This window comes from Pseudomonas sp. NPDC090592 (assembly GCF_044769185.1).
In the GTDB taxonomy this organism is placed as follows: Bacteria; Pseudomonadota; Gammaproteobacteria; order Pseudomonadales; family Pseudomonadaceae; genus Aquipseudomonas.
This window is the reverse complement of sequence record NZ_JBIVXJ010000017.1, coordinates 74,227-99,847: the sequence shown is the minus strand read 5'-3', so window position 1 is coordinate 99,847 and position 25,621 is coordinate 74,227. Positions and strand designations below refer to the sequence as shown.

The 25,621-nt window shown below is 63.4% G+C and carries 26 protein-coding genes; 7 read left to right on the top strand and 19 right to left on the bottom strand.

What is annotated here, in order from left to right; genetic code table 11:
• The first annotated feature begins 42 nt into the window (after positions 1-42).
• Positions 43-1,233 carry an MFS transporter gene (locus ACIQUI_RS17060; protein WP_403200638.1) on the top strand — a complete coding sequence of 397 codons (1,191 nt, stop codon included), beginning with the start codon at positions 43-45 and terminating at the stop codon, positions 1,231-1,233.
• Here ACIQUI_RS17060 and ACIQUI_RS17055 read toward each other — a convergent pair.
• Positions 1,214-1,633, bottom strand: coding sequence for a helix-turn-helix domain-containing protein (locus ACIQUI_RS17055; RefSeq protein WP_403200635.1), 420 nt, complete (start codon positions 1,631-1,633; stop codon positions 1,214-1,216). The two genes, ACIQUI_RS17060 and ACIQUI_RS17055, sit on opposite strands and share 20 nt — an antisense overlap.
• Positions 1,634-1,715: 82 nt before the next feature.
• Between ACIQUI_RS17055 and ACIQUI_RS17050 the strand changes: the two genes are divergently transcribed.
• Both ACIQUI_RS17050 and ACIQUI_RS17045 read left to right on the top strand, forming a co-directional pair.
• Positions 1,716-2,213, top strand: coding sequence for a DUF2938 domain-containing protein (locus ACIQUI_RS17050; RefSeq protein WP_403200632.1), 498 nt, complete (start codon positions 1,716-1,718; stop codon positions 2,211-2,213).
• A gap of 388 nt (positions 2,214-2,601) precedes the next feature.
• Positions 2,602-2,877 carry a hypothetical protein gene (locus ACIQUI_RS17045; protein ID WP_145913902.1) on the top strand — a complete coding sequence of 92 codons (276 nt, stop codon included), beginning with the start codon at positions 2,602-2,604 and terminating at the stop codon, positions 2,875-2,877.
• Between the two features lie 161 nt (positions 2,878-3,038).
• Here ACIQUI_RS17045 and ACIQUI_RS17040 read toward each other — a convergent pair whose 3' ends face one another.
• Positions 3,039-3,806, bottom strand: a complete 768-nt coding sequence (locus tag ACIQUI_RS17040; protein ID WP_403200628.1) for a substrate-binding periplasmic protein — start codon at positions 3,804-3,806, stop codon at positions 3,039-3,041.
• A gap of 124 nt (positions 3,807-3,930) precedes the next feature.
• Between ACIQUI_RS17040 and dnaX the strand changes: the two genes are divergently transcribed.
• The 3 genes from dnaX to recR all read left to right on the top strand — a co-directional run bounded on the left by dnaX (position 3,931) and on the right by recR (position 7,289).
• Positions 3,931-5,994 carry a DNA polymerase III subunit gamma/tau gene (gene dnaX, locus ACIQUI_RS17035; RefSeq protein WP_403200626.1) on the top strand — a complete coding sequence of 688 codons (2,064 nt, stop codon included), beginning with the start codon at positions 3,931-3,933 and terminating at the stop codon, positions 5,992-5,994.
• 63 nt (positions 5,995-6,057) lie between these two features.
• Complete coding sequence (locus tag ACIQUI_RS17030) at positions 6,058-6,393, top strand: YbaB/EbfC family nucleoid-associated protein (RefSeq protein WP_201199092.1); 336 nt, start codon at positions 6,058-6,060, stop codon at positions 6,391-6,393.
• A 293-nt stretch (positions 6,394-6,686) separates the two neighbouring features.
• Entirely contained in the window at positions 6,687-7,289 is a 603-nt protein-coding gene (recR, locus tag ACIQUI_RS17025) for a recombination mediator RecR (RefSeq protein WP_403200623.1), read from the top strand.
• A gap of 140 nt (positions 7,290-7,429) precedes the next feature.
• Here the strand turns inward: recR and ACIQUI_RS17020 are convergent, their stop codons facing one another.
• The 16 genes from ACIQUI_RS17020 to ccoN (ACIQUI_RS16945) form a co-directional block, all read right to left on the bottom strand.
• Positions 7,430-7,978 (bottom strand): adenine phosphoribosyltransferase, encoded by a 549-nt coding sequence (locus ACIQUI_RS17020; RefSeq protein WP_009683910.1) that lies wholly within the window; start codon positions 7,976-7,978, stop codon positions 7,430-7,432.
• 55 nt (positions 7,979-8,033) lie between these two features.
• Positions 8,034-8,768 carry a Crp/Fnr family transcriptional regulator FnrA gene (fnrA, locus tag ACIQUI_RS17015; protein ID WP_009683909.1) on the bottom strand — a complete coding sequence of 245 codons (735 nt, stop codon included), beginning with the start codon at positions 8,766-8,768 and terminating at the stop codon, positions 8,034-8,036.
• Between the two features lie 186 nt (positions 8,769-8,954).
• Positions 8,955-10,337: an oxygen-independent coproporphyrinogen III oxidase gene (gene hemN / locus ACIQUI_RS17010; RefSeq protein WP_403200620.1), complete on the bottom strand. Its 1,383-nt coding sequence runs from the start codon at positions 10,335-10,337 to the stop codon at positions 8,955-8,957.
• A gap of 186 nt (positions 10,338-10,523) precedes the next feature.
• Positions 10,524-11,207 carry a sulfite exporter TauE/SafE family protein gene (locus ACIQUI_RS17005; RefSeq protein ID WP_403200618.1) on the bottom strand — a complete coding sequence of 228 codons (684 nt, stop codon included), beginning with the start codon at positions 11,205-11,207 and terminating at the stop codon, positions 10,524-10,526.
• Positions 11,200-11,415: a cbb3-type cytochrome oxidase assembly protein CcoS gene (gene ccoS, locus ACIQUI_RS17000; protein ID WP_403200615.1), complete on the bottom strand. Its 216-nt coding sequence runs from the start codon at positions 11,413-11,415 to the stop codon at positions 11,200-11,202. Before ccoS ends, ACIQUI_RS17005 begins: the two co-directional genes overlap by 8 nt.
• Entirely contained in the window at positions 11,394-13,868 is a 2,475-nt protein-coding gene (locus ACIQUI_RS16995) for a heavy metal translocating P-type ATPase (RefSeq protein ID WP_403200612.1), read from the bottom strand. Before ACIQUI_RS16995 ends, ccoS begins: the two co-directional genes overlap by 22 nt.
• A gap of 155 nt (positions 13,869-14,023) precedes the next feature.
• Positions 14,024-14,551, bottom strand: a complete 528-nt coding sequence (locus ACIQUI_RS16990) for a FixH family protein (RefSeq protein ID WP_403200609.1) — start codon at positions 14,549-14,551, stop codon at positions 14,024-14,026.
• A gap of 15 nt (positions 14,552-14,566) precedes the next feature.
• A complete protein-coding gene (gene ccoG / locus ACIQUI_RS16985; RefSeq protein WP_403200606.1) occupies positions 14,567-15,982 on the bottom strand; it encodes a cytochrome c oxidase accessory protein CcoG in 1,416 nt (471 codons plus the stop codon).
• A gap of 321 nt (positions 15,983-16,303) precedes the next feature.
• Positions 16,304-17,284: a cytochrome-c oxidase, cbb3-type subunit III gene (gene ccoP / locus ACIQUI_RS16980; protein WP_403200603.1), complete on the bottom strand. Its 981-nt coding sequence runs from the start codon at positions 17,282-17,284 to the stop codon at positions 16,304-16,306.
• Positions 17,281-17,472, bottom strand: coding sequence for a cbb3-type cytochrome c oxidase subunit 3 (locus ACIQUI_RS16975; RefSeq protein ID WP_313201875.1), 192 nt, complete (start codon positions 17,470-17,472; stop codon positions 17,281-17,283). The genes ccoP (ACIQUI_RS16980) and ACIQUI_RS16975 overlap by 4 nt, the downstream gene beginning before the upstream one ends.
• A gap of 5 nt (positions 17,473-17,477) precedes the next feature.
• On the bottom strand, positions 17,478-18,086 hold the full coding sequence (ccoO, locus tag ACIQUI_RS16970; RefSeq protein WP_027921277.1) for a cytochrome-c oxidase, cbb3-type subunit II: 609 nt from the start codon (positions 18,084-18,086) through the stop codon (positions 17,478-17,480).
• Positions 18,086-19,528 (bottom strand): cytochrome-c oxidase, cbb3-type subunit I, encoded by a 1,443-nt coding sequence (gene ccoN, locus ACIQUI_RS16965; protein WP_019473374.1) that lies wholly within the window; start codon positions 19,526-19,528, stop codon positions 18,086-18,088. The genes ccoO (ACIQUI_RS16970) and ccoN (ACIQUI_RS16965) overlap by 1 nt, the downstream gene beginning before the upstream one ends.
• Before the next feature lie 452 nt (positions 19,529-19,980).
• The gene (gene ccoP, locus ACIQUI_RS16960; RefSeq protein ID WP_403200599.1) at positions 19,981-20,922 is read right to left on the bottom strand and encodes a cytochrome-c oxidase, cbb3-type subunit III; all 942 of its coding nucleotides are present in this window, start codon (positions 20,920-20,922) and stop codon (positions 19,981-19,983) included.
• Positions 20,919-21,113 (bottom strand): cbb3-type cytochrome oxidase subunit 3, encoded by a 195-nt coding sequence (locus ACIQUI_RS16955; protein ID WP_403200596.1) that lies wholly within the window; start codon positions 21,111-21,113, stop codon positions 20,919-20,921. Before ACIQUI_RS16955 ends, ccoP (ACIQUI_RS16960) begins: the two co-directional genes overlap by 4 nt.
• A 5-nt stretch (positions 21,114-21,118) precedes the next feature.
• Positions 21,119-21,727 (bottom strand): cytochrome-c oxidase, cbb3-type subunit II, encoded by a 609-nt coding sequence (ccoO, locus tag ACIQUI_RS16950; RefSeq protein ID WP_403200593.1) that lies wholly within the window; start codon positions 21,725-21,727, stop codon positions 21,119-21,121.
• Positions 21,728-21,740: 13 nt separating this feature from the next.
• Positions 21,741-23,165 (bottom strand): cytochrome-c oxidase, cbb3-type subunit I, encoded by a 1,425-nt coding sequence (ccoN, locus tag ACIQUI_RS16945; RefSeq protein WP_086975091.1) that lies wholly within the window; start codon positions 23,163-23,165, stop codon positions 21,741-21,743.
• Between the two features lie 50 nt (positions 23,166-23,215).
• On the opposite strand from ccoN (ACIQUI_RS16945), the gene ACIQUI_RS16940 reads away from it, so the two are divergent.
• Complete coding sequence (locus tag ACIQUI_RS16940) at positions 23,216-23,908, top strand: alpha/beta family hydrolase (RefSeq protein ID WP_403200590.1); 693 nt, start codon at positions 23,216-23,218, stop codon at positions 23,906-23,908.
• A gap of 66 nt (positions 23,909-23,974) precedes the next feature.
• On the opposite strand, the gene ACIQUI_RS16935 is transcribed toward ACIQUI_RS16940, so the two are convergent.
• Entirely contained in the window at positions 23,975-25,540 is a 1,566-nt protein-coding gene (locus ACIQUI_RS16935; RefSeq protein ID WP_403200588.1) for a methyl-accepting chemotaxis protein, read from the bottom strand.
• Positions 25,541-25,621: the final 81 nt, after the last annotated feature.

The window sequence follows — 25,621 nt, the reverse complement described above, 5'->3', positions numbered from 1 at the left end:
TGCCGTGATAGAAAGCAAGTCCTGCCAGCAAGGACTGCGTCCATGAAGTCGTCCCCCGACCTGCCCCGGTTTCAGCAATTCACTGTTTTTTGCATTGCCTGCTTTCTGCTGTCCATAAGCTATGGCACCACATTCCTGCTGCTGGTGAGGGTGGAGGCGTTAGGGGGCGGGGAGCGCGATGCGGGGCAGGTATTCGCTGTCGCGATGTTGAGTACCTTGCTGTCTGTGGTGGGTTCGGGGCATTTATTGCAGCGTCTCGGCGCTGCGCGCTCGATTGCTGTCGGGGGCCTATGCCTGGTCGTTGCGTCGCTAGGGTTCGCATTGGTCTCAAGCGTGGGTGGCGCGTTGCTGGCTTGTGGCCTGATGCTTGGGGTCGGCTGGGGGCTGTTCTACACAGTAGGTCCGATCATGGTTGCCCAGATGGTCGAGCCATCACGGCGCACCCACAGTTTTGCGCTGCTCTCCGGCAGCATGCTGACAGGCATCGGGACCGGGCCATTGTTGGGCAAGCTCGCTACTTGGGTTGCCCTGCCTTCCGCGCTCGCCTTTTGGGTGGCCGCAGGCGCTGCTACGTTGGCCGCAGCTTACTTCGCCAGGCTAGGGTCGACAATTGCAGGTCGGCCGCCTACGGAAAAGGTTCAAGTAGGTATGACTAGCTCGCTTGAAGTGTTGGGTTCGCGCTCAGGTCTCTCAATCCTGATGGTAGGGCTGGGTGGGGCAATTTTCGGCACCATGGGCAGCTTCCAGACCAGCTATGCCGCCCGACTCGGGCTCGATTACTCGATTTTCTTCATCGGGTTTATGGGCGCTGCAATTGTTTGCAGGCTGCTGCTGGCCGGCTGGGTTGTGAAGCAGCCTCCGCTGGCCACCTCCTGGGTGTTGACCGTAATCATGGCAACCGCCGTGCTGGGGTTTCACCAGTGGGTGAACAGCACTGAAAGCTACCTGGCCATGGCCATGCTCCTGGGTGTCGGCTATGGCTTGAATTACTCCGTCATAAACGGGTTGGCCGCCAACGAGGCACCGGCAGGGCTTACGGCGCAGGCGCTACTGCTGTTCAGCTTGTCGTATTTCATTGGTGTATTCGGGTTTCCCTTTGTCGTCAGCCGGTTGATCTCGCAGCTGGGCATTGATGCAATGATGCTCAGCGTTGAAGGGGTTGCCGTGCTGGTGGTTTGCCTGAGTACGGGGCGGTGGCTGGCTTGGCGATTTTTCAAGCCTTCCCTGGTTTAGGCGCCAGAACCTGCTTGTCAGTTAGCACGCCTGCTGCCGATAGCTTCATCAAGCGCTGGAATTTCGGGCAGCTGAGGTGATCTTTTTCAGGGCACTGCGCCGCGTGCCGCAAGCCCTTGCTCATCGCCTGCAAGCGCCTGATCCGTGCATCCAGCTCATCTGCCTTGGCCAGCAGCATCTGCCGGTCGACTTGCAGGTCCACAAGCATCGTTCCCACCTCATCCAGCGAAAACCCCGCAGCTTGTCCCAGGGCGATCAGCGCCAGCCTGTCCGCCACATCGGCTGCAAACTGCCGCCGCTGGCCGCGCCCGGCAAGTGACGTGAGCAAGCCTTTCTTTTCGTAGTAACGCAGTGTCGAGGCGGGTACGCCTGTGCGTTTGGCGACGTCGGCAATGTCCATTTCGGGCCCTTGACTTGAAGTTGACTTCAACTTCTATGCTGCGCGGCATGGTGATCACCGTCAATCTTCGAGGGATTTTTCAATGACGATTACTGCGATGTTTACAGCTGCCTTGCCGATTGGCGTCGGTGCGACGATGGTGATGGACTTATGGGGGCTGCTGCTGAGGCGGTTGGGTGTGGCCACGTTGAACTTCGCCATGGTCGGGCGTTGGGCGGGGCATCTGCTCAAGGGGCGGGTACTGCATCAAGCGATTGCCAAAGCCGAACCGGTGCGAAATGAGCGGGTGTGGGGATGGGTGATTCATTACGCCATCGGCGTGGTGTTCGCGATGCTACTGGTTGTGATCGTAGGGGAGGGCTGGTTGCTGTCGCCTACGTTGTTACCAGCTTTAACTGTTGGCGTGGGTACGGTCGTGGCGCCGCTTTGCTTCATGCAGCCGGCGATGGGGGCGGGGTTCTTTGCGTCCAGGACGCCGACGCCTGCGCGTAACCGCCTCAAGAGCCTGGCTACGCATTTTGTGTTTGGCGTGGGGTTGTTCTTGAGTGCCGGTTTGCTGGCTTTGGTCTCAGGCAGTTGAGCTGCTCAGAGCCAGCCTACAAGTTGGCGAAGGGTTAAAAGCCTGCAACGGCTTTGGTACTTACAGGCATGGTGTGTTTTAGATGGATCTGACATCAGTCTGAGAAAACTCCTACGGGACAGAAAAGTGCAGCGAATTATCCTACGATTTCCGTCGACTCCCGTCTGATTGTTTCGGTCAACCTCGCCCACTAGGCTTTTGCGGTCGCTGTCAGTTCAGCGATCGGGTGTGGAAGCCTGGGTGGTTTGGCGGCTGTCGATATGACAGTTGTGCGTGGGAGGCCTTCGGGCCTGCCGGGTTCGCCATACCCCTGGTCTTCCACCCCGCGTACAACTGTCACCCTACGCGTGGAAGCGAAAGGGTGTTCTCAGCCCGGTATGGTGAATTCATGAAAAAGCTAGTTCCTGATCCACCCCACGTCTTCGATCTTCCCCAGGGTAAATCCCTTTCCCGCGCAATCAGCGAAGGCATCGTGCCGATGGAGTTCGCGCTGATGAATGTTTCCCACTACCTGATGTTTGCCTACAGCGATAGCCGTCGGGCGCTTGAGCGTATTCAGGACGAAGAAACGCGGCAGTTGCTGGAACATGGGTTGCGGGCCATGCAGATTGCCTGGGGGCAGGCGGATGCTGTCAGTCTGGCGTTTGAGCGCAAAGGCCAGTGATCTTGAGCTTGCAATAGAGGTTGTAAGTTCGTGGCGGGATCCTGTGGGAGCGGGCGCGCCCGCGAAGAATCCAACGCGGTGCATGGCACCGGCTCTGCCGGTGTTCGCGGGCTTGCCCGCTCCCACAGTGATCGCGCCGATTTTGAGGGTTTGAGCCGGTGTCAGGGTCGAGCCACAGATATGTTGTCGGTGTAGTCCACGCCCCCATACCGCTGCACAATCCGCTCGATCTCCCCCGACTGCTTCATCCGCACCAGCGCCCGCAGCAGCCCTTGGGTCGGTATCGCCGGGTCGCTACGCACCATGCAGCCCAGGTCCTGTTCCTCCAGCACCGCCAGCACCTGCAACTGCTGATCAGCTGGCAACCCTTGGTTGAACCACTGCAAAGACAGTTGATTGCTCACTGCATGCCGGTACCGTCCCGCCTGCAGTTTCTGCAGCACCAGCAACTGGCTGCGGCTGTCTTCGCGGCGCAGCTGGCCCTGGTCCAGCAATGGCTGAAGTGTCGAGTAGGTGTAGCCCAGCACCGTGCCGATAGCCTGCGGCGGCAGTTGTTCCGGGGGCGTGGGGCTGCTGTCGCCCACGCGCCCTACCAGCACGTCGCGCTGGTGGATCAGCGGGATGCTCCACACGAAATCCCTGGGCCGGTCATTGAGCCACTGCATACTGACATAGCAGCGCACATCGATATCCCCGCTGTTCATCGCCTCCTCCAGGCGCAGGCGGGCCATGACGTGGTATTCGGGGTGTGCGCCCACTTCCCTGGCCACGGCCTGCATCAGGTCGTACAGCAACCCTTCCACCGGCTGGTCACCTTCGATGCGCACCAGTGGCATGCCCCAGCTCTCGGCCACGGAGAAGCGCAGCACCGGCTGTTCAGCCAGGCTGTGAGTGGACCAGAGCAATAGCAGGGCCAGTAAACTTCGCAAAGGCGTATCCTCCTTGAACAACGCGCCTGCCTCACAGCTTAGACGACTCGCACAGGGTGCAATTTTGCCCCCGCTCCGCTAGCATTAGCGATCTTCCGCTCGATCAGGCTACGATGGTTTTTCGATGAGTTATCAGGTTCTTGCACGTAAATGGCGTCCGCGCTCGTTCCGCGAAATGGTCGGCCAGGCCCATGTGCTCAAGGCCTTGATCAATGCCTTGGACAACCAGCGCCTGCACCATGCCTATCTGTTCACCGGTACCCGGGGCGTGGGCAAGACCACCATCGCCCGTATCATCGCCAAGTGCCTGAACTGCGAAACCGGCATCACCTCCACGCCGTGCGGCACCTGTTCGGTGTGCCGGGAGATCGATGAAGGCCGTTTCGTCGACCTGATCGAAATTGACGCCGCCAGCCGCACCAAGGTCGAAGACACCCGCGAATTGCTCGACAACGTGCAGTACGCCCCGAGCCGTGGGCGCTTCAAGGTCTACCTGATCGACGAAGTGCACATGCTCTCTACCCACTCGTTCAACGCCTTGCTCAAGACGCTGGAAGAGCCGCCGCCCTACGTCAAGTTCATTCTCGCCACCACCGACCCGCAGAAGCTGCCGGCCACCATCCTGTCGCGCTGCCTGCAGTTCTCGCTGAAAAACATGAGCCCGGAACGGGTGGTCGAGCACCTGAGCCATGTACTGGCTGAAGAGAACGTGCCGTTCGAGCCGGATGCCCTGTGGCTGTTGGGTCGCGCTGCCGATGGCTCCATGCGTGATGCCATGAGCCTCACGGACCAGGCCATTGCCTTTGGCGAAGGCAAGGTGCTGGCCGCCGATGTGCGGGCCATGCTTGGCAGCCTTGACCACGGCCAGGTTTATGGCGTGCTGCAGGCGTTGCTCGAAGGCGATGCCCGGGCCTTGCTGGAGGCCGTGCGCAACCTTGCCGAGCAGGGCCCGGACTGGGCTGGCGTGCTGGCTGAAATGCTCAACGTGTTGCACCGCGTGGCCATTGCCCAGGCGCTGCCGGAGGCAGTGGACAACGGCCAGGGCGACCGTGAGCAGGTGCTGGCGCTGGCCCAGGCGCTGCCGGCCGAGGACGTGCAGTTCTATTACCAGATGGGCCTGATCGGCCGTCGTGACCTGCCCTTGGCGCCGGACCCGCGTGGCGGTTTCGAAATGGTCCTGCTACGCATGCTGGCGTTCCGCCCGGCCGATACCGACGACGCACCGAAACCGGTGCTAAAGCCAGTGGGGATCAGCCAGGCCACAGCTGATCCTGCAACACCAGTGGCAGCGCCGGCAGTTGCCGTGGCGCCGCCAACTGTTGTGGTAGAGCCTGCAGCGCCACAAGTACAGGCCCCTGCGCCAGTCGAGCCGCCGCCTCAGCCAGTGGCCGAAGCTGTTGCGGCTGTCGAGCCTGAGCCTGCTCCTGCCAGCGCGCCTGCACCGGAGCCGGTGGCAGAGGCCGTCGACCTGCCATGGGAAGAGCCGGTGGCAGCGCCTGAGGCGGTGGTAACAGAGCCAGAGCCCGTGCAGGCACCGGCACCCGTACCTGCTGCGCCAGTGCCACAGGCTGCCCCGGCTGACGATAACGAACCGCCTTTCGACCCGTCCGCCTATGCCGCCGTGGGTATGGACCGCGACGACGAGCCGCCGCTGGACGAAGACTATTATGGCGGTGAAAGCGACCCCGTCGGTTTCAGCTACCTCGACGAACTGGCCGAGCATGTCCAGGAAGAGGCGCCCAAGCCGGTAGCCCAGCCGCTGCCAGCGGCCAAGCCGGCCACCGGCCTGGCTCTGCAATGGCTGGAATTATTCCCGCAGTTGCCTGTGTCCGGGATGACAGGCAACATCGCGGCAAACTGTACGCTGATCAGCGCAGACGGCGACGACTGGCTGCTGCACCTTGACCCAGGCCAGGGCGCGCTGTTCAACAGCACCCAGCAGCGCCGCCTGAACGAGGCGCTCAACCAGCACCTGGGGCGTACGCTGAACCTGCGCATTGAGCTGATCCTGCCCGAACAGGAAACCCCGGCGCAGGCGGCCGCGCGCAAGCGTGCCGAGCGGCAGCAGGACGCGGTCACCTCGATCGAGCAGGATCCATTGATCCAGCAGATGATCAAGTTGTTCGGTGCCAAGGTGCGGCAGGATACTATTGAGCCTGTAGAGGCCCTGGCCAATCAGGGCCAGTAACGGATAACCATGCGGCCGGCCCTGCGCCGGGCCGCATCACATGACCCAATCGAGGTATACCCCATGATGAAAGGTGGCATGGCCGGCCTGATGAAGCAGGCCCAGCAGATGCAGGAAAAGATGCAAAAGATGCAGGAAGAGCTGGCCAACGCCGAAGTCACCGGTCAGTCCGGTGGCGGCCTGGTGAGCGTGGTGATGACCGGTCGTCACGACGTCAAACGCGTCAGCATCGACCAGAGCCTGATGTCGACCGAAGAGGACGACAAGGAAGTGCTGGAAGACCTGATCGCCGCCGCGCTGAACGACGCTGTGCGCAAGGTCGAGCAGAGCAGCCAGGAAAAGATGGGCGGCATGACCGCTGGCATGCAGCTGCCGCCGGGCTTCAAGATGCCGTTCTAAGGCATTGCGCTACCGAAACCGCCGCTGGCAACAGCGGCGGTTTTTTTGTGCGTACTCGCAGCCGTCGCGGTCTGCTTTTATTGTGGGAGCGGCCTTGCGTCGCGAAAGGGCTGCGCAGCGGCCCCAGGGTTTCAGCTTCGCCGCATGAATTGCCGGGGCTGCTGCGCAGCCCTTTCGCGACGCAAGGCCGCTCCCACAAAAAAGCTGACCGCGTAAGCTTGGGGTGAGCTGATTTGACGCCACTGCCCCCGCTGGGTATAAACCGCCTCTTATTGAATTGTCAGGCCTTTCTCATGAGCTTTAGCCCCCTCATCCGCCAACTGATCGATGGCCTGCGTATTCTGCCCGGTGTCGGCCAGAAGACCGCCCAGCGCATGGCCCTGCAACTGCTCGAGCGCGACCGCAGTGGCGGGCTGCGCCTGGCCCAGGCGTTGACCCAGGCCATGGAAGGGGTGGGCCATTGCCGTCAATGCCGTACCCTGACCGAGCAGGAGCTGTGCCCGCAATGCGCCGACGTACGCCGTGACGATACCCAGCTGTGCGTGGTCGAGGGGCCGACTGATGTGTATGCGGTGGAGCAGACGGGCTACCGGGGCCGTTACTTTGTGCTCAAGGGCCACTTGTCACCGCTGGATGGCCTGGGGCCTGAGGCGATCGGTATTCCACAGCTCATGGCACGGATCGAGGAGCAGGGCACCTTCACCGAAGTGATCCTGGCGACCAACCCGACGGTGGAAGGGGAGGCGACGGCGCATTACATTGCGCAGCTGCTGAACGAGAAGGGGTTGGTGGCTTCGCGGATTGCCCATGGCGTGCCGCTTGGGGGGGAGCTGGAACTGATTGACGGCGGTACTTTGGCCCATGCTTTTGCAGGGCGCCGGCCGATTTCGCTCTGATTTGAAATTGTCGGGGCCGCTTTGCGGCCCATTCGCGGGCTTGCCCGCTCCCACAGGTACGGCGCTACCTTCAGGCCTGCGGTGATCCTGTGGGAGCGGGCAAGCCCGCGAATGGGCTGCAAAGCAGCCCCGAAGCCTACTCAGTATTCGCTGAGGGAAAACTCGGTCAGGCAGAAGGTCGGCACCCCGGCCGCCTGCAACCGGCGCGACCCGTCCAGCTCCGGCAAATCAATGATCGCCGCCGCCTCGAACACCTGCGCCCCGGTACGGCGTACCAGATTGGCCGCCGCCAGCAAGGTACCGCCAGTGGCGATCAAATCATCGAAGATCAACACCGAATCGCCTTCGCACAGGCTGTCGGCATGCACTTCCAGGAAGGCCTCGCCGTACTCGGTCTGGTAACCCTCGCTCAGCACGTCAGCCGGCAGTTTGCCTTGCTTGCGGAACAGGATCAGCGGTTTGTTCAGCTGGTGGGCGATGATCGAGCCAATCAGGAAACCCCGTGCGTCCATGGCACCGATGTGGCTGAATTCAGCCTCGACATAGCGCTCGATGAACTGGTCGGCCACATAGCGCAGCCCGCGCGGCGACTGGAACAGCGGGGTGATATCGCGGAAGATCACACCAGGTTTGGGGAAGTCCACTACCGGGCGGATCAGGGCTTTGAGGTCGAAGGCGTCGCTGTGCATTGTTGCGGGTATCCTGGGAAAACGAATGCCCAAGTATACCCGCTAAACGCAGGCCTCAGGCCTCCATCGCGCCACCGGCCAGCGCGCACAGCTGGATCGGGTCGAGAATGTGCACTTCCTTGCCTTCGGCACGCAGCAGGCCGTTCTGCTGGAAGCGGGTGAACACCCGTGACACGGTTTCCACTGCCAGGCCCAGGTAGTTGCCGATTTCGTTGCGCGACATGCTCAGGCGGAACTGGTTGGCCGAATAGCCGCGGGCGCGAAAGCGTGCCGACAGGTTGACCAGGAAGGTAGCAATGCGCTCGTCGGCGGTTTTCTTCGACAGCAGCAGCATCATTTGCTGGTCATCGCGGATTTCCCGGCTCATGACCCGCATCAGCTGGCGGCGCAGCTGCGGCAGCTGTACCGACAGTTCGTCAAGGCGCTCGAAGGGAATCTCGCACACCGACGTGGTTTCCTGGGCCTGGGCCGATACCGGGTAGGCCTCGGTATCCATGCCCGACAGGCCGACCAGCTCGCTGGGCAGGTGGAAGCCGGTGATCTGCTCTTCGCCGCTGTCGCTGAGGCTGAAGGTTTTCAGGGCGCCGGAACGTACTGCGTAGACCGAGCCGAAATTGTCACCCTGGCGGAACAGGAACTCGCCTTTCTTCAGCGGGCGACCGCGTTTGACGATTTCATCCAGTGCATCCATGTCTTCCAGGTTCAGCGAAAGAGGCAGGCACAGGGGGGCCAGGCTGCAATCCTTGCAATGGGCCTGGTTGTGTGGGCGCAGTTTGACTGGCTCGGACATTTGAATCGATCCTTGTGGGAAAGCACACATAAGTCGTAAGGGTAACTCACGACACAGGGTGTAGGCCAGCGTGCGCGTTTTTGGTGCGCCCTGGCGAAACCCCGGCAGGCGACCTGCCGGGAGTCCTTGTGTACCAATAGTGTGCCCGGCCAGGAAGCTTGTCCATGTGGTCGAACGACTCGGCTTTCAGATTACCCGCGAGAAACGCTGGCGGTTGTGCATGGCCAGGTAGGCGTCGAACACCATGCACACCGAGCGCGCCAGCAGGCGGCCAGCCGGCAGGATGCGAATGCCCTTGTCGTCCAGGCTGATCAGGCCGTCGCGCTGCAAGGTCAGCAGCTCAGGCCAGAGGTCGTTGAAGTAACCGCGAAAATCGACGGTGAAGGCCTGTTCGATCGGCTCGAAGTCCAGCTCGAAATGGCAGATCAGCTGCTGGATCACGGCCCGGCGGATGCGGTCGTCGTGGTTGCACAGCAGGCCGCGCTGGGTGGCCAGCTGGGCGTTGGACAGGCTGTCCTGGTAGGTGTTGAGGTCGCTGCTGTTCTGGCAGTACAGGTCGCCGATCTGGCTGATGGCCGACACGCCCAGGCCAATCAGGTCACAGTGGCCGTGGGTGGTGTAGCCCTGGAAGTTACGCTGCAGGGTGCCTTCTTCCTGGGCGATGGCCAGTTCGTCGTCGGGCAGGGCAAAGTGGTCCATGCCGATGTAGCGATAGCCGGCGGCGGTCAGCTGGTCGATGGTGGCGTGCAGCATCTCCAGCTTGGCAGCCGCGCTGGGCAGGTCGTTGCTGTCGATGCGCCGCTGCGGCATGAAGCGCTCGGGCAGGTGGGCGTAGTTGAACACCGACAGGCGGTCGGGCTGCAGGCGGATCACCTCTTCGACTGTACGGGCAAAGCCTTCCGGGTTTTGCTTGGGCAGGCCGTAGATCAGGTCGAGGTTGACCGAGCGGAACTGCAACGTGCGTGCGGCTTCGATCAGGGTGCGGGTCTGCTCCAGGCTTTGCAGGCGGTTGACGGCACGCTGCACGGCCGGGTCGAGGTCCTGCACGCCCAGGCTGACGCGGTTGAAGCCCAGCTCGCGCAGCAGCCCCATGGTCGACCAGTCGGCCTCGCGGGGGTCGATCTCGATGCCATAGTCGCCGGAATCGTCGTCCAGCAGGTGGAAGTGCTGGCGCAGGGTGGCCATCAGCTGGCGCAGCTCCACATGGCTGAGGAACGTTGGCGTGCCCCCGCCAAAATGCAGCTGCTCGACACGCTGTTTAGGGCCCAGGTGGCAGGCGATCAGCTGGATTTCCTGCTCCAGGCGCTGCAAGTAGGGCGCCGCGCGGGCGCGGTCCTTGGTGATGACCTTGTTGCAGGCGCAGTAGTAGCAGATGTTGGCGCAGAACGGCACATGCACGTACAGCGACAGCGGGCGCACGGCCCGACGGCTCTCACGCAAGGCGTGGAGCAGGTCGAACGAGCCCACCTCGCCGTGCAGTTGCACCGCGGTCGGGTAGGAGGTGTAGCGTGGCCCGGCCAGATCGTAGCGGCGGATCAGGTCGGTATCCCAACGAATGTCGTCGAGCATGAGGGCGGTCCCCGGAAAGAGCAGCAGTGTTCCGGAGTCTATGGCTGTTTGTAGGAATCTGTTTTGATTTGCATCAAGGGCATTGGGGCTGCTCTGCAGCCCTTCGCGGGCACGCCCGCTCCCACAGGGGTGCGCGCGATCCTGTGGGAGCGGGCGTGCCCGCGAAGGGCCGCAGAGCGGCCCCCTTCAATGCCCCATCAACCAGTGCTGGTGCGGCCCGGGCATGGTCCAGATACCAAACAGCATCACCAGCACCCCGCCAGCCACCCGCACGCTGCGCCGCCTCAACACGGCATTCACCCGCTCCGCCGCCAACCCGGTGGCCAGCAGTACCGGCCAGGTCCCCACCCCGAACGCCAGCATCAGCGCCGCGCCATACCCGGCATTGCCCTGGCTGGCCGCCCACAGCAGGGTGCTGTACACCAACCCACACGGCAACCACCCCCACAAGGCCCCCAGCAGCAACGCCCGGGGCAGGCTGGACACCGGCAGCAAGCGCGACGCCACCGGCTGGATATGCCGCCACAGCCCCCGGCCCAGGGCCTCGATGCGGGTCAGCCCGCTCCACCAGCCGGCCAGGTAAAGGCCCATGGCGATCAACAGCAGCGCCGCCAGCACCCTCAGCCCCAGCGCTGCCGGGCTGCTGGCCACGGCCCAGCCGGCCAGGCCCAGCAGCAGGCCGGCACAGGCATAGCTGAGGACGCGCCCAAGGTTGTAGGCCATCAGCAGGCGCAGGCGCTTGCCACGTTGTTCGGGCGGGATCGCCAGGGTCAATGCGCCCATCAGGCCACCGCACATGCCCAGGCAGTGCCCACCGCCGAGCAGGCCAAGGACCAGTGCAGACCCCAGCAGGGGAAGCAGGTCAGGCACGGGGTGGTGATTCCTTGTCGGCGTCTGCCTGGTTGTCGTCAGGCCTTACCGCTGCCTGGTGGCGCGGGTCCTGGTCGTCGAAGAGGATGCTGTGGGCCGGGCCTTCGAGGTCGTCGTACTGGCCACTGTCCACTGCCCAGAAGAAGATGTACACGGCCACGCCGACCAGCAGCAGGGCTGCGGGGATCATGACATAGAGTGCGGGCATGGCGACTTCCTCCCGGAAAGGGCTGCTTCGGTTTTCGGCAGGGCCGATGCCGGGGGCGTGCGGGTCAGGCGCAGGGCATTGAGCACCACGATCAGCGAGCTGACCGACATGCCGATGGCTGCCCACACCGGGGTGATCCAGCCGAGCGCGGCAAATGGCAACATCAGGCCATTATACAGGGACGCCCACAGCAGGTTCTCGAGGATGTTGCGGCGGGTGCGGCGGGCCAGGTCGAAGGCCTGCACCAGTGCCTGCAAGCGGTTGGACAGCAGCACGGCGTCGGCGCTGGTCTTGGCAAGGTCGGTGGCGCTGCCCATGGCGATGCTGATGTCGGCCGCGGCCAGTACCGGTACGTCGTTGACCCCGTCACCCAGCATCAGCACCTTGCTCCCGGCTGCCTGCAAGGCTTTCAGCCGGTCCAGCTTGTCGTCCGGGCGAAGGCCGCCAATGGCCTGGTCGATACCCAGTTGCGCGGCCACTTCGGCGACCATCGGCGAGCTGTCGCCCGACAGCAGCAGGGTGCGCCAGCCACGGGCCTTGCAGGCGGCGAGCAGGGCCGGGGCGTCGTCACGCAGGCGGTCGTCCAGGGCGAACCAGGCCAACGGCCCTTGGCGGTCGCCCAGCAGCAGCCACTGGCCGCGTGGCTCCGGTACGCCGGGGATTTCCGCGCCGCTCAGGGCGCAAACGAAGGTGGCCTGGCCGATACGCAGGCGTTGGCCGCCCACCAGCCCTTCCAGGCCCAGCCCAGGCACGGTCTGCACAGCGTCCGCTGGCGTGGTGGTGCGGCCAAAGGCACGGGCGATGGGGTGTTCGGAGCGGTTTTCCAGGGCAGCAGCCAAGGCCAGGCAGCGGTCGGCGGGCAGGTTTCCGAGCGGGCGGATGCTGCGTAACGTCAGGCGGCCTTCGGTGAGGGTGCCGGTCTTGTCGAAAATGACCGTGTCGATCTGGTTCAGGCCTTCCAGCACGTGGCCTCGGGTTATCAGCAGGCCCAGCTTGTGCAGGGTGCCGGTAGCGGCTGTAAGCGCCGTCGGCGTGGCCAGCGACAGCGCACAGGGGCAGGTGGCGACCAGCATCGCCAGCACGATCCAGAATGCCCGCGCAGGGTCCAGGTACCACCACCACAGGCCGATCGCCACGGCAGCCAGCAACGAGAACAGCAGGAACCATTGCGAGGCCCGGTCGGCGATTTCGGCCAGGCGCGGCTTCTCGGTCTGGGCGCGCTCCAGCAGGCGGACGATGGCCGAAAGCCGCGAATCGTGCCCCAGCGCTTCGACTTCCACGTTCAGCGTGCTTTCCACGTTCAGCGTGCCGCCGGTGACTCGCTCACCCACCCGGCGTGGTTGTGGCAGGTATTCGCCGGTCAGCAGCGACTCGTCCACGCTGGAGCGGCCTTCGACAATGCGCCCGTCCGCGGGGATCACGGCGCCCGGCAGCACTTGCACCGTGTCGCCGCACTGCAGCTCGCTGAGCAGGATGCGTTCGCTGCGGCCGATGCTATCCAGGCGCAGGCATGAGGCCGGTAGCAGGTTGACCAGTTGCGCAGTGGCCGCAGCCGTGCGTTCGCGGGCGCGGCGCTCCAGGTAGCGGCCAGTGAGCAGGAACAGGGCGAACATGCCCACCGTGTCGAAATACAGCTCGCCGCTGCCGGTGATGGCGGTCCAGATGCCGGCACCGAAGGCCAGGGCGATGGCCAGTGACACTGAAACGTCCATGGTCAGGTGGCGGGTACGCAGGTCGCGCGCAGCGCCTTTGAAGAACGGCGCGCAGCTGTAGAACACGATCGGAATGGTGAGGAACAGCGCCACCCAGCGCAGGATGGTGTGCAGCTCGGGTGACAGGTCGATGTTGAATTCTGGCCAGGTGGCCATGGTCGCCATCATCGCCTGGAACCACAGCAGCCCTGCCACGCCCAGGCGGCGCAGGGCACTGCGGTTCTCTTGGGCCAACTGCTCGGCGGCCTTGTCGGGCTGGTAGGGGTGGGCGGCGTAGCCGATCTGGCGCAGTTCGGCGAGCACGCGTGAAAGCGGCAGTTGCTTGTCGTCCCAGCTCAGCAGCAGGCGGTGGTTGGACAGGTTAAGCCGCGCTTCGGCAACGCTGGGCAGGTTGCGCAGGTGTTTCTCGATCAGCCAGCCGCAGGCGGCGCAGCTGATGCCTTCGACCAGCAGGGTGGTTTCGGCCCGTTCGCCCTGGTGGCGGACGAAGGTTTGCTGCACATCGCTGCGGTCGTACAGGGCCAGCTCGTCTTGCAGCTGTCTGGGCAGGGCTTCGGGGTTGGCGCTGTTGTCGCTGCGGTGCTGGTAGTAGTGCTCCAGGCCACCGGCGACGATCGACTCGGCCACCGCCTGGCAGCCAGGGCAGCAGAACTGCCGCGGCTCGCCGAGGACCACGGCGGTAAAGCGGCTGCCGGCAGGGACGGGCAGGGCGCAGTGGTAGCAGGGGGTGGGTTGGGTCATCACATCATTGCCTTACACATATCGGCCGGCTGGCGCGCCGCCCTGTAGGAGCGGCCTTGTGTCGCGAGAGGGCTGCGCAGCAGCCCCAGCAATTCATGCTGCGAAGCTGAGATCGTGGGGCCGCTTCGCGCCCCTTTCGCGACACAAGGCCGCTCCTACAAGTGCTCGGCGCCCTGGATGGCTTCGTCCCCCAGTTGCAAGGTCACACCATGCTCCACTTTTTCCTCTTCGAACAAGCGCCACACCTGGCCACCCTCGCTACCCAGCAATTCAACGAAGCGCCGCCCGTCAACCTTGTCTTCCAGTTGCCCCACATAACGCCCCGATTCGACCCGGCTCAGCAGTACCTTGCGGTCCTTGTCGGGCTGGGTTGGCGAAATCAGGTTCAGCTCCAGGTTTTGCGGGCCACTGCTGCCGCTCAGGCGCAGGTCCACTTCGCCGGTCAGTTCATCCAGGTGCACGCTGGCCTTCAGGCCCAGTTGCTGCGCCAGCAGTTCGCGGTCCAGCGAGCGGTTGATGCCTTTGCCTGCCTCGTAGTAGTTGTCGTTCACCAGGTTGTCCGGGTTGTTCACGGCAATGCTGACCATGGTCAGGCTGAGGCACACCGAAGTGGTGAGGATGCCGATGATGATCCAGGGCCAGAGGTGCTTGTACCAGGGGCTGGCGGCGGTGGCGGCAGGCATTGTGCGTTATCTCTCTTAGCGGATCTGTGGGCCAATGAAGCGGCTCTTGGCTTCAACCTGGGCGTCGCTGTCGTCGGCGCTCTTGAGGATGAAGGTGACTTCGTTGGTGGTCGATGGCAATTTCTCGGGGGCGACCGACAGCTGCACCGGCAGGCTGACGATATCACCGGCAGCCACGCGGATCTCGCGCTGGCCTTCAAGCTTGAGGTCCGGCAAGCCGGCGGCGTCCAGCACGTAGACGTGGTCGCGCTGGTCCTTGTTCATTACCTTCAGGCTGTACACGTTCTCGATCCGGCCCTGGGCGTTCTCGCGGTACAGCACGCGGTCCTTGCTGACATCGAAGCCGACCAGCGAACGGGTGGCGAAGGCGGTGGCCAGGCCGATGATCATCACCAGCAGCACCACGGCATAGCCGATCAGGCGCGGGCGCAGCATGTGGGTTTTCTGCCCGGAAAGGTTGTGCTCGGTGGTGTAGCTGATCAGCCCTTTGGGGTAGTTCATCTTGTCCATGATGCTGTCGCAGGCGTCGATGCAGGCGGCGCAGCCGATGCACTCGATCTGCAGGCCGTCACGGATGTCGATGCCGGTGGGGCAGACCTGCACGCACATCGTGCAATCGATGCAGTCACCCAGGCCCTGGGCTTTGTAGTCGGCATCTTTTTTACGAGGGCCGCGGGTTTCGCCACGGCGCGGGTCGTAGGACACGATCAGCGTGTCCTTGTCGAACATCACGCTCTGGAAGCGTGCGTAGGGGCACATGTACACGCACACCTGCTCGCGCAGCCAGCCGGCGTTGCCGTAGGTGGCCAGGGTGAAGAAGCCGACCCAGAAATAGGCCCAGCCATCGGCCTGGCCGGTAAAGAACTCGATGACCAGTTCACGGATGGGCGAGAAATAGCCGACAAAGGTCATGCCGGTGACAAAGCCGATCAGCAGCCACAGGCTGTGCTTGGCGAACTTGCGCAGGAACTTGTTGCCGCTCATGGGGGCTTTGTCGAGCTTCATGCGCTGGTTGCGGTCGCCTTCGGTGACCTTTTCGCACCACATGAAAATCCACGTCCACACGCTTTGCGGGCAGGTGTAGCCACACCACACCCGGCCGGCGAACACGGTGATGAAGAACAGGCCGAAGGCGGCGACGATCAGGATGCCCGAGAGCAGGATGAAGTCCTGCGGCCAGATGGTGGCGCCGAAGATGTAGAACTTGCGTTCGGGCAGGTTCCACCACACAGCCTGGTGGCCACCCCAGTTCAGCCACACGGTGCCGAAGTACAGCAGGAACAGTACTGCGCCGCCCACCATGCGCAGGCGGCGGAACAGGCCGGTGAAGGCGCGGGTGTAGATCTTTTCGCGGGAGGCGTAGAGGTCGACGGAATCCTTCCCTTTGCTGGCAGGCGGGGTGACGTCATGTACCGGAATTTGCTTGCTCATCATCAAGTCCCACGGCAGTGGAGAAACGCCGCGGCCAGTGCGTGCCGGCCGCAGTCTCGCGCAATCTGCTAGCGCTCTGCGGTCCATGATACGCCGCTGATGGCGGTATGGGATCGCGATGCGACCTTTTGTCGCGTTGGGTTTGGGGTGTTAAACGTGTTATGGCGGGTGTCAATTGATCCAGGTCATCAGCTTGCAAGAAATGCACTGGCTGGACTGGCCTCTTCGCGGGCTTGCCCGCTCCCACAGGTTCTTCACCAGCCTTGAAGTCGGTGCGGTTCCTGTGGGAGCGGGCGCGCCCGCGAAGGGGCCAGGCCTGCCTTACTCAGCCTTGGCCTGTTCCTGTTCCTTGTGCGACAGGCTGTAAACATACGCCGCCAGCAGGTGCACCTTGTCATTCCCCTGCAGCTGTTCCTGGGCAGGCATCTGCCCCTGGCGGCCATAACGGATGGTTTGCTGCAACTGGGCAAAGCTCGAACCGTAGATGAACGCCTGCGGGTGGGTCAGGTTGGGCGCACCCATGGCCGGCGTGCCTTTGCCTTCCGGCCCGTGGCAGGCCACGCAGTTGGCGGCGAAGATCTTCTGCCCGTTCTCGGCATCGGCCTTGACGCCTTCCGGCAGCGTGCGGCCATCGAGCTTGCTGACCACGAACGCAGCCACGTCGGCCACGCCCTGGTCACCGATCACTTCGGCCCAGGCCGGCATCACCCCGTGACGGCCGCCCATGATGGTGGTCTTGATGGTGTCCGGCTCGCCGCCCCAGCGCCAGTCGTTGTCGGTCAGGTTGGGGAAGCCGAAGGCACCCTTGGCGTCGGAGCCGTGGCACACCGAGCAGTTGGAGGCGAACAGTCGCGCGCCCATCTTCAGCGCCTGAGGGTCCTTGGCCACGTCCTCGATGGGCATGGCGGCGAACTTGGCGAAGATCGGCCCGAAGCGGGCGTCGGCCTTGGCCATTTCCTTTTCCCACTCGTGCACGCCGGTCCAGCCCGGCTGGCCGTTGGAAAACTCGGTCTGCTTGTCGCTGTCCAGGTACGAGTAGCCCGGCAGGATGCCTTTCCAGTTGCCCAGGCCCGGGTACAGCACCAGGTAGCCGAGGGCGAAGATGATGGTGCCGACGAACAGCCAGAACCACCATTTCGGCAGCGGGTTGTCGTACTCCTCGATGCCATCGAAGGCATGCCCGACGGTTTCGTCGGTGACCTCTTCGCGCTGGCCCTTGCGGGTCGACAGCAACAGCCAGGTCAACGAGAAGATGGTGCCCAGGGTCAGGACGGTAACGTACAGACTCCAGAAGGTTGTCATTGTTGTTTGCTCCCAGAAGCTTTTGCTTGCTCGACGTGCTGGCAGGCGGAGGGGTCATCCGCGAAGGGCAGTTGGGTCGCTTCGTCGAAGTCTTTTTTACGCCGTGGGTTGAACACCCACAGCGCCAGGCCCACGAAGGCCACCATCACCACGACGGTGCCCAGGCCGCGGATCATCCCGATATCCATCAGCGTCACCGTTTGCTTTTGATGATGGTGCCAAGACCCTGCAGGTACGCGACGAGGGCGTCCATTTCGGTCTTGCCCTTGACCGCGTCACGTGCGCCGGCAATGTCGGCATCGGTGTACGGGGTACCGAGTGTGCGCAGCACTTCCAGCTTCTTCGCGGTGTCCTTGCCGTCGAGCTTGTTCTCGACCAGCCATGGGTAGGACGGCATCTTCGATTCCGGTACCACGTTGCGCGGGTTGTACAGGTGCGCACGGTGCCAGTCATCGGAGTAGCGGCCGCCGACGCGGGCCAGGTCTGGCCCGGTACGCTTGGAGCCCCACAGGAACGGGTGGTCCCACACGCTTTCGCCAGCTACCGAGTAGTGGCCGTAGCGCTCGGTTTCGGCGCGGAACGGGCGGATCATCTGCGAGTGGCAGCCTACGCAGCCTTCGCGGATGTAGATATCGCGGCCTTCCACTTCCAGCGCGGTGCGCGGCTTCATGCCTTCAACGGGTTTGTTGGTGACGTCCTGGAAAAACAGCGGGACGATCTGGGTCAGGCCACCGACGCTCACGGCGATGACCATGAAGAAGGCCAGCAGGCCTATGTTCTTCTCGACGGCTTCATGCTTCATCAGTGCGCTCCCACAACGACGATCTTGGCGGCTTCCTCAGCCTGTACCGGGTTGGCGGCACGTACGGTACGGAACACGTTGTAGGCCATCAGCAACATGCCGCTGGCGAAGAACGCACCGCCCAGGGCGCGGACGATATAGCCAGGGTGGCTGGCCTGCAGGGCTTCGACGAAGGAGTAGGTGAGGGTGCCGTCATCGTTGATGGCGCGCCACATCAGGCCTTGGGTGATGCCGTTGACCCACATCGAGGCGATGTACAGCACGGTACCGATGGTGGCCAGCCAGAAGTGCGCGTTGATCAGGCCGATGCTGTGCATCTGCTCGCGGCCATAGAGTTTGGGGATCATGTGGTACACGGCGCCGATCGAGATCATCGCCACCCAGCCGAGGGCGCCGGCGTGGACATGGCCGATGGTCCAGTCGGTGTAGTGAGACAGCGAGTTCACGGTCTTGATGGCCATCATCGGGCCTTCGAAGGTGGACATGCCGTAGAACGCCAACGACACCACCAGGAAACGCAGGATAGGGTCGGTACGCAGTTTGTGCCAGGCGCCCGACAGGGTCATCATGCCGTTGATCATGCCGCCCCAGCTCGGTGCCAGCAGGATGATCGACATCACCATGCCCAGCGACTGCGCCCAGTCGGGCAGGGCGGTGTAGTGCAGGTGGTGCGGGCCAGCCCAGATGTACAGGGTGATCAACGCCCAGAAGTGCACGATCGACAGGCGATAGGAGTAGATGGGCCGCTCGGCCTGCTTGGGCACGAAGTAGTACATCATCCCCAGGAAGCCGGTGGTGAGGAAGAAGCCCACGGCGTTGTGGCCGTACCACCACTGGATCATCGCGTCGGTGGCACCGGCATAGGCCGAGTACGACTTGAACAGGCTCACCGGCAGCGAGATGTGGTTGACGATGTGCAACATCGCGGTGACCACGATGAAGGCGCCGTAGAACCAGTTGCCGACATAGATGTGCTTGGTCTTGCGCTTGACGATGGTGCCGAAGAACACCAGCCCGTAGGTAACCCAGACGATGGCCAGCAGGATCGCCAGCGGCCATTCGAGCTCGGCGTACTCCTTGGTGGTGGTGTAGCCCATCGGCAGGGTGATCAGCGCGCCGACGATCACCGCCTGCCAACCCCAGAAGGTGAAGGCGGCCATGCTGTCGGAGATCAGCCGGGTCTGGCAGGTGCGCTGCACCACGTAGTAGCTGGTGCCGAACAGCGCACAGCCCCCGAAGGCGAAGATCACCAGGTTGGTGTGCAGCGGGCGCAGGCGACCGAAGCTGGTCCAGGGCAGGTCCAGGTTCAGTTGCGGCCACACCAGCTGCGAGGCGATGAAGACGCCGAGGCCCATGCCAAGGATCCCCCAGACCACCGTCATGATGGCGAACTGGCGGACGACCTTATAGTTATAAGCAGTCGGACTGATTGCTGTGCTCATGCTAAGGTTCCACGGTTTTGATGTTCTTGTTGGTCGAAAAATCGGCGCCAGTATTGATAACCAGCAAGGCTACCGCAACGCAACTTTGGTACGCCGACCCGTGTCCGGGCCCGTTCACTGATGTCCCGCAGTGATCGGGTCCGAACGATTGTACACAAATAAATATCTGTAATGTGTACCGTTTTTCACCTTTTTCTGATCGATCGGTCAAGCTTTTTATCGGGACGGCGACAGGCCATGCGCCGCGTCTGCATCGGTGCTTTCGCAGCGATGCCCACTGTGGCAACAAGCTTAGTTCTGTTCGGAGGGGGTGCAAGGGAGGGAGTTCGGCGGGAGAGGGCTGGGGCTGCCCTGCAGCCCTTTCGCGACACAAGGCCGCTCCTACAGAGGGAATGCGGTCCCTTGTAGGAGCGGCCTTGTGTCGCGATGGGCCGCAAAGCGGCCCCGGGGTACTACTTGGAGGTCACGGTTTCAGCAGCGCCATCCTGCGACAGGCTATACACATACGCCGCCAACAGGTGCACCTTGTCGTTGCCCTGGATCTCGGCCTGCGCCGGCATCTGCCCCTGGCGACCATAGCGAATGGTCTGTTGCAGCTGGGCAAAGCTGGAGCCATAGATGAACGCCTGCGGATGGGTCAGGTCTGGCGCGCCCATGGCCGGGGTGCCTTTGCCTTCCGGCCCGTGGCAGGCCACGCAGTTGGCAGCCAAGATCTCCTTGCCCTTGACCACATCGGCCTTGACGCCTTCCGGCAGGGTGCGGCCGTCCATGCTGGTCAGCACGAATGCGGCCACATCGGCCACGCCCTGATCACCGATCACCTCGGCCCAGGCCGGCATCACCCCATGCCGGCCATTCATGATCGAAGCCTTGATGGTTTCCGCTTCGCCGCCCCAGCGCCAGTCCTTGTCGGTGAGGTTGGGGAAGCCGAAGGCCCCCTTGGCGTCGGAGCCGTGGCACACCGAGCAGTTGGAGGCAAACAGGCGGCCGCCCATCTTCAGCGCTTGCGGGTCCTTGGCCACTTCTTCCACGGGCATGGCAGCGTACTTGGCGAAGATCGGGCCGAACCTGGCGTCGGCCTTGTCCATTTCCTTCTGCCATTCGTTGGCGCCGGTCCAGCCATTTTCATAGCCCGGCAGGATGCCTTTCCAGTTGCCCAGGCCCGGGTAAAGGATCAGGTAGCCGACCGAGAACACCAGCGTGCCGACGAACAACCAGAACCACCACTTGGGCAGCGGGTTGTCGTACTCCTCGATGCCGTCGAAGCTGTGGCCCATGGTTTGATCGGTGGTGTTCTTGCTCTCGCCCTTGCGGGTGGCGAGCAACAGCCAGGTCAGGCCAACCAGGCTACCGATGGTCAGTACGCTGATGTACGTACTCCAGAAGGTGGTCATTGCCCGTTACTCCTTTTTCCAGCAGGTTCCTGCCCGGCAGGGGGCAGGCGGTCGTCGACGAAGGGCAGCAGGCGCGCTTCGGCGAAATCACGGTCGCGGCGGCGGTTGAACACCCACAGCGAGAGGCCGATGAAGGCGATCATCACCACCAGGGTGCCCAGGCCGCGGATCATGCCGATGTCCAGTTCCATCGCACTCACCTCTTGTTCTTGATCGCGGTGCCAAGCACCTGCAGGTAGGCGACCAGCGCGTCCATCTCGGTCTTGCCCTTGACCGCGTCGCGGGCGCCGGCAATGTCGGCGTCGGTGTACGGCACGCCCAGGGTGCGCAAGGTGCGCATCTTCACGTCGGTGTGGCTGTTATCCACCTGTTCGGCCACCAGCCACGGGTACGACGGCATCTTCGACTCCGGTACCACGTTGCGCGGGTTGTACAGGTGCGCGCGGTGCCAGTCGTCCGAGTAGCGCCCACCAACGCGGGCCAGGTCTGGCCCGGTGCGTTTGGAACCCCACAGGAACGGGTGGTCCCATACGCTTTCACCGGCCACCGAGTAGTGGCCGTAGCGCTCGGTTTCGGCGCGGAACGGGCGAATCATCTGCGAGTGGCAGCCCACGCAGCCTTCGCGGATATAGATGTCGCGGCCTTCCAGTTGCAGCGCGGTGTAGGGCTTCATGCCTTCCACCGGCTTGTTGGTCACGTCCTGGAAGAACAGCGGGACGATCTGGGTGAGGCCGCCGATACTGACGGCGAACACCATCAGCAGGGCCATCAGGCCGACGTTTTTCTCGATGACTTCATGTTTCATCAGGCATTACTCCTCAAGCCAGCTGGGCGTTCGCAGGGGCGGCATCGAGCGCCGGGGAACGCACGGTGCGCCAGGTGTTCCAGGCCATCAGGAACATGCCGCTGAGGAAGATCGCGCCGCCAACGAAGCGCACGACAAAGCCCGGGTGGCTGGCCACCAGGGTTTCCACGAACGAGTAGGTGAGCGTGCCGTCGCTGTTCACTGCGCGCCACATCAGGCCCTGGGCGATGCCGTTGACCCACATCGAGGCGATGTACAGCACGGTGCCGATGGTGGCCAGCCAGAAGTGCGCGTTGATCAGGCCGAGGCTGTACATGCGCTCTTTGCCGAACACTTTCGGGATGGTGTGGTACAGCGCACCGATCGAGATCATCGCCACCCAGCCGAGGGCGCCGGCGTGCACGTGGCCGATGGTCCAGTCGGTGTAGTGGGACAGGGCGTTGACCGTCTTGATGGCCATCATCGGGCCTTCGAAGGTGGACATGCCGTAGAACGCCAGCGACACCACCAGGAAGCGCAGGATCGGGTCGCTGCGCAGTTTGTGCCAGGCCCCCGACAGGGTCATCATGCCGTTGATCATGCCGCCCCAGCTCGGTGCCAGCAGGATCAGCGACATCACCATGCCCAGCGATTGCGCCCAGTCGGGCAGGGCGGTGTAGTGCAGGTGGTGCGGGCCGGCCCAGATGTACAGGGTGATCAGCGCCCAGAAGTGCACGATCGACAGGCGATAGGAATACACCGGGCGTTCGGCTTGCTTGGGCACGTAGTAGTACATCATCCCCAGGAAGCCCGCAGTCAGGAAGAAGCCCACCGCGTTGTGGCCGTACCACCACTGCACCATGGCATCGGTGGCGCCGGCATAGACCGAGTAAGACTTGGTCAGGCTGACCGGCAGTTCCAGGTTGTTGACGATGTGCAGCAGCGCCACGGTGAGGATGAAGGCGCCGAAGAACCAGTTACCCACGTAGATATGCTTGGTGTTGCGCTTCATCAGCGTGCCGAAGAAGACGATGGCGTAGCCCACCCAGACGATGGTGATCAGGATGTCGATCGGCCATTCCAGTTCGGCGTATTCCTTGGAACTGGTGTAGCCCAGCGGCAGGCTGATGGCCGCCAGCAGGATCACCAGTTGCCAGCCCCAGAAGGTGAACGCGGCCAGGCGCGGTGCGAACAGGGTGGTCTGGCAGGTGCGTTGCACCGAATAATAGGAGGTGGCGAACAGCGCGCAGCCGCCGAAAGCGAAGATCACCGCATTGGTATGCAGGGGGCGCAGGCGGCCGAAGCTGGTCCAGGGGAGGTCGAAGTTGAGGGACGGCCAGGCAAGCTGGGCGGCGATGAAGACGCCGAGCCCCATCCCGACGATTCCCCACACCACCGTCATGATGGCGAATTGGCGGACCACCTTGTAGTTATAGGCGGTACTGCTGGTTGTGTTCATGTATGGGTTCCCATCCACGGTTATTTGGCAGGCTTTACAGCGAGGCAAGCATGATTAATGGGCAAAGTGCCGGTATTGACGGGGATCAATGGGCGAAGGTCGGAAATGTCCCAGGCTTGCGCTGCGATCTTCCGCAGGTTGAGGGTAAGGACGGCTACAAGGGCTGCCTGATCCTGGCCCATGGCGCAGGTGCGCCGATGGACAGCGGGTTCATGGAGGAAATGGCGCAAAGGCTTGCGGCGCTTGGGGTCGCGGTAGTGCGCTTTGAGTTCCCGTACATGGCCGAGCGCAGGGTTACCGGCGGCAAGCGGCCGCCTAACCCGCAGAAGGTGTTGCTGGAATGCTGGCGCGAGGTGTACCGGCAGGTGCGACCTTTGGTCGCGGGTAAGCTGGCGGTGGGCGGTAAGTCCATGGGCGGGCGCATGGCTAGCCTGTTGGCCGACGAATTGGGCGCGGATGCGCTGGTGTGCCTGGGTTATCCGTTCTACGCGGTGGGCAAGCCGGAAAAACCACGGGTGGAACACCTGGCCGGGTTGCAGACGCCGACCTTGATCGTGCAGGGCGAGCGGGATGCGCTGGGCAACCGCGAAGCGGTGGCAGGGTATGCGTTGTCGCCGGCGATCGAGGTGAGCTGGCTGGTGGCAGGGGACCATGACCTGAAGCCGTTGAAGGCCTCAGGGTTCAGCCACGACCAGCATTTGCAGGCAGCGGCGCAGAGGGTGGCTGATTTCCTGAAGGGCTAGTACAGGATTCATGGCGGGCGAAGCCCGTGCCATCCAGTGCGCCGCCTGCCTCGCGGGCAAGCCGCGTTAGCGGTTGAAGCGCTCCACCAGCGAATACTGGCTGCCCGCCGTGCTGGTCAGTTCCTCGCTAAGCAGTGCCGAGTGCTGGGCCTGCTCGGCGGTCTGGTCGGCCAGTTCGGCGATGGTGCTGATGTTGCGGCTGATTTCGTCGGCCACTGCGGTCTGTTCTTCGGTGGCTGCAGCAATCTGGGTGGCCATGTCGGTAATGTTGGCCACCGCTTCGCTGATGCCGACCAGCGCCTCGTCGGCTTGCATCACCCGGTCGACGCCTTCCTGCGCCTGGCGGTGGCCTGTTTCCATGGTTAGCACGGCGTTGCTGGCGGTTTGCTGCAGCTTGGCGATCAGGCCGTGGATCTGCCCGGTGGACTCGGCAGTGCGCTGGGCCAGCTGGCGTACTTCATCGGCCACCACAGCAAAGCCACGGCCCATTTCCCCGGCACGCGCGGCTTCGATGGCGGCGTTCAGTGCCAGCAGGTTGGTCTGGTCGGCGATGCCTTTGATCACATCGACCACGCCGCCAATCTCATCGCTGTCCTTGGCCAGCTGGGTAACCGTCTGGCCGGTTTCACCCACCGCGGTCGACAGGCGCTCGATGGCCTCGCGGGTTTCCCCGGCAATCTGCCGGCCCTGGCTGGTCAGGCGGTTGGCTTCCTGGGTGGCGTCGGCGGTGCGTTGTACGTGGTTGGCCACTTCCTGGGTGGTGGCGGCCATCTGGTTGACGGCAGCGGCGACTTGTTCGGTTTCCACCCGCTGACGTTCCAGCCCCGAGGAGCTCTTGTGCGCCAAGGCGTCCGACTGGCGGGCCTGTTCGCTGAGGTGTTCGGCACTGTCCTGCAGCCGGGTCAGGCAGGTTTTCAGGCGGGCGTCCTGGCTGAGCATGGCCATTTCCAGGCGCGCCTGCACACCACGGCTGTCGGTGAACATCTGTGCGATCAGCGGGTCGGAGGTGGTCTGCTCGGCCAGGCGCAGCAGGCGCTTGAGGCCGCGTTGCTGCCAACTCAGGCCCAGCAGGCCCAACGGGATGGACAGCCCGGCGGCCAAGGCAAAGCCCCAGGAGTGGCCAAGCCAGTTGCCGATCAGGAACCCTGCCTGGCTGATCAGGATGAACGGCAGCCAGTCCTGCAGCACCGGCAACCACTTGTCGCGGCGCGGTACCGGCGGTTTGCCCTGGTTGATGCGCTGGTACAGCGCCTCGGCACGACGGATCTGCTCGGCGGTGGGCTTGACCCGCACCGACTCGAAGCCAACGACCTGGTTGTTGTCGTAGATCGGCGTGACGTAAGCGTTGACCCAGTAGTGGTCGCCAGACTTGCAGCGGTTCTTGACGATGCCCATCCACGGCTGGCCCTGCTTGAGGGTTTGCCACATATGGGCAAACACCGCAGGCGGAACGTCAGGGTGACGCACCAGGTTGTGCGGCGCGCCCGTCAGCTCTTCGCGGGTGAAACCACTGATCTCGATGAAGGCATCGTTGCAGTAGGTGATCATACCCTTGGCGTTGGTGGTGGAGATCAACCTCTGCTGGGCAGGGAAAGTCCGTTCTCTCTGGGTAATCGGCTGGTTGTTACGCATGGGTGGATAGTCCGCAAGGCTTTCGAGAGGTATCGGCAAGGGACTGGTTTTATTGAATGATTATTTAACGTGCCTGGTTTG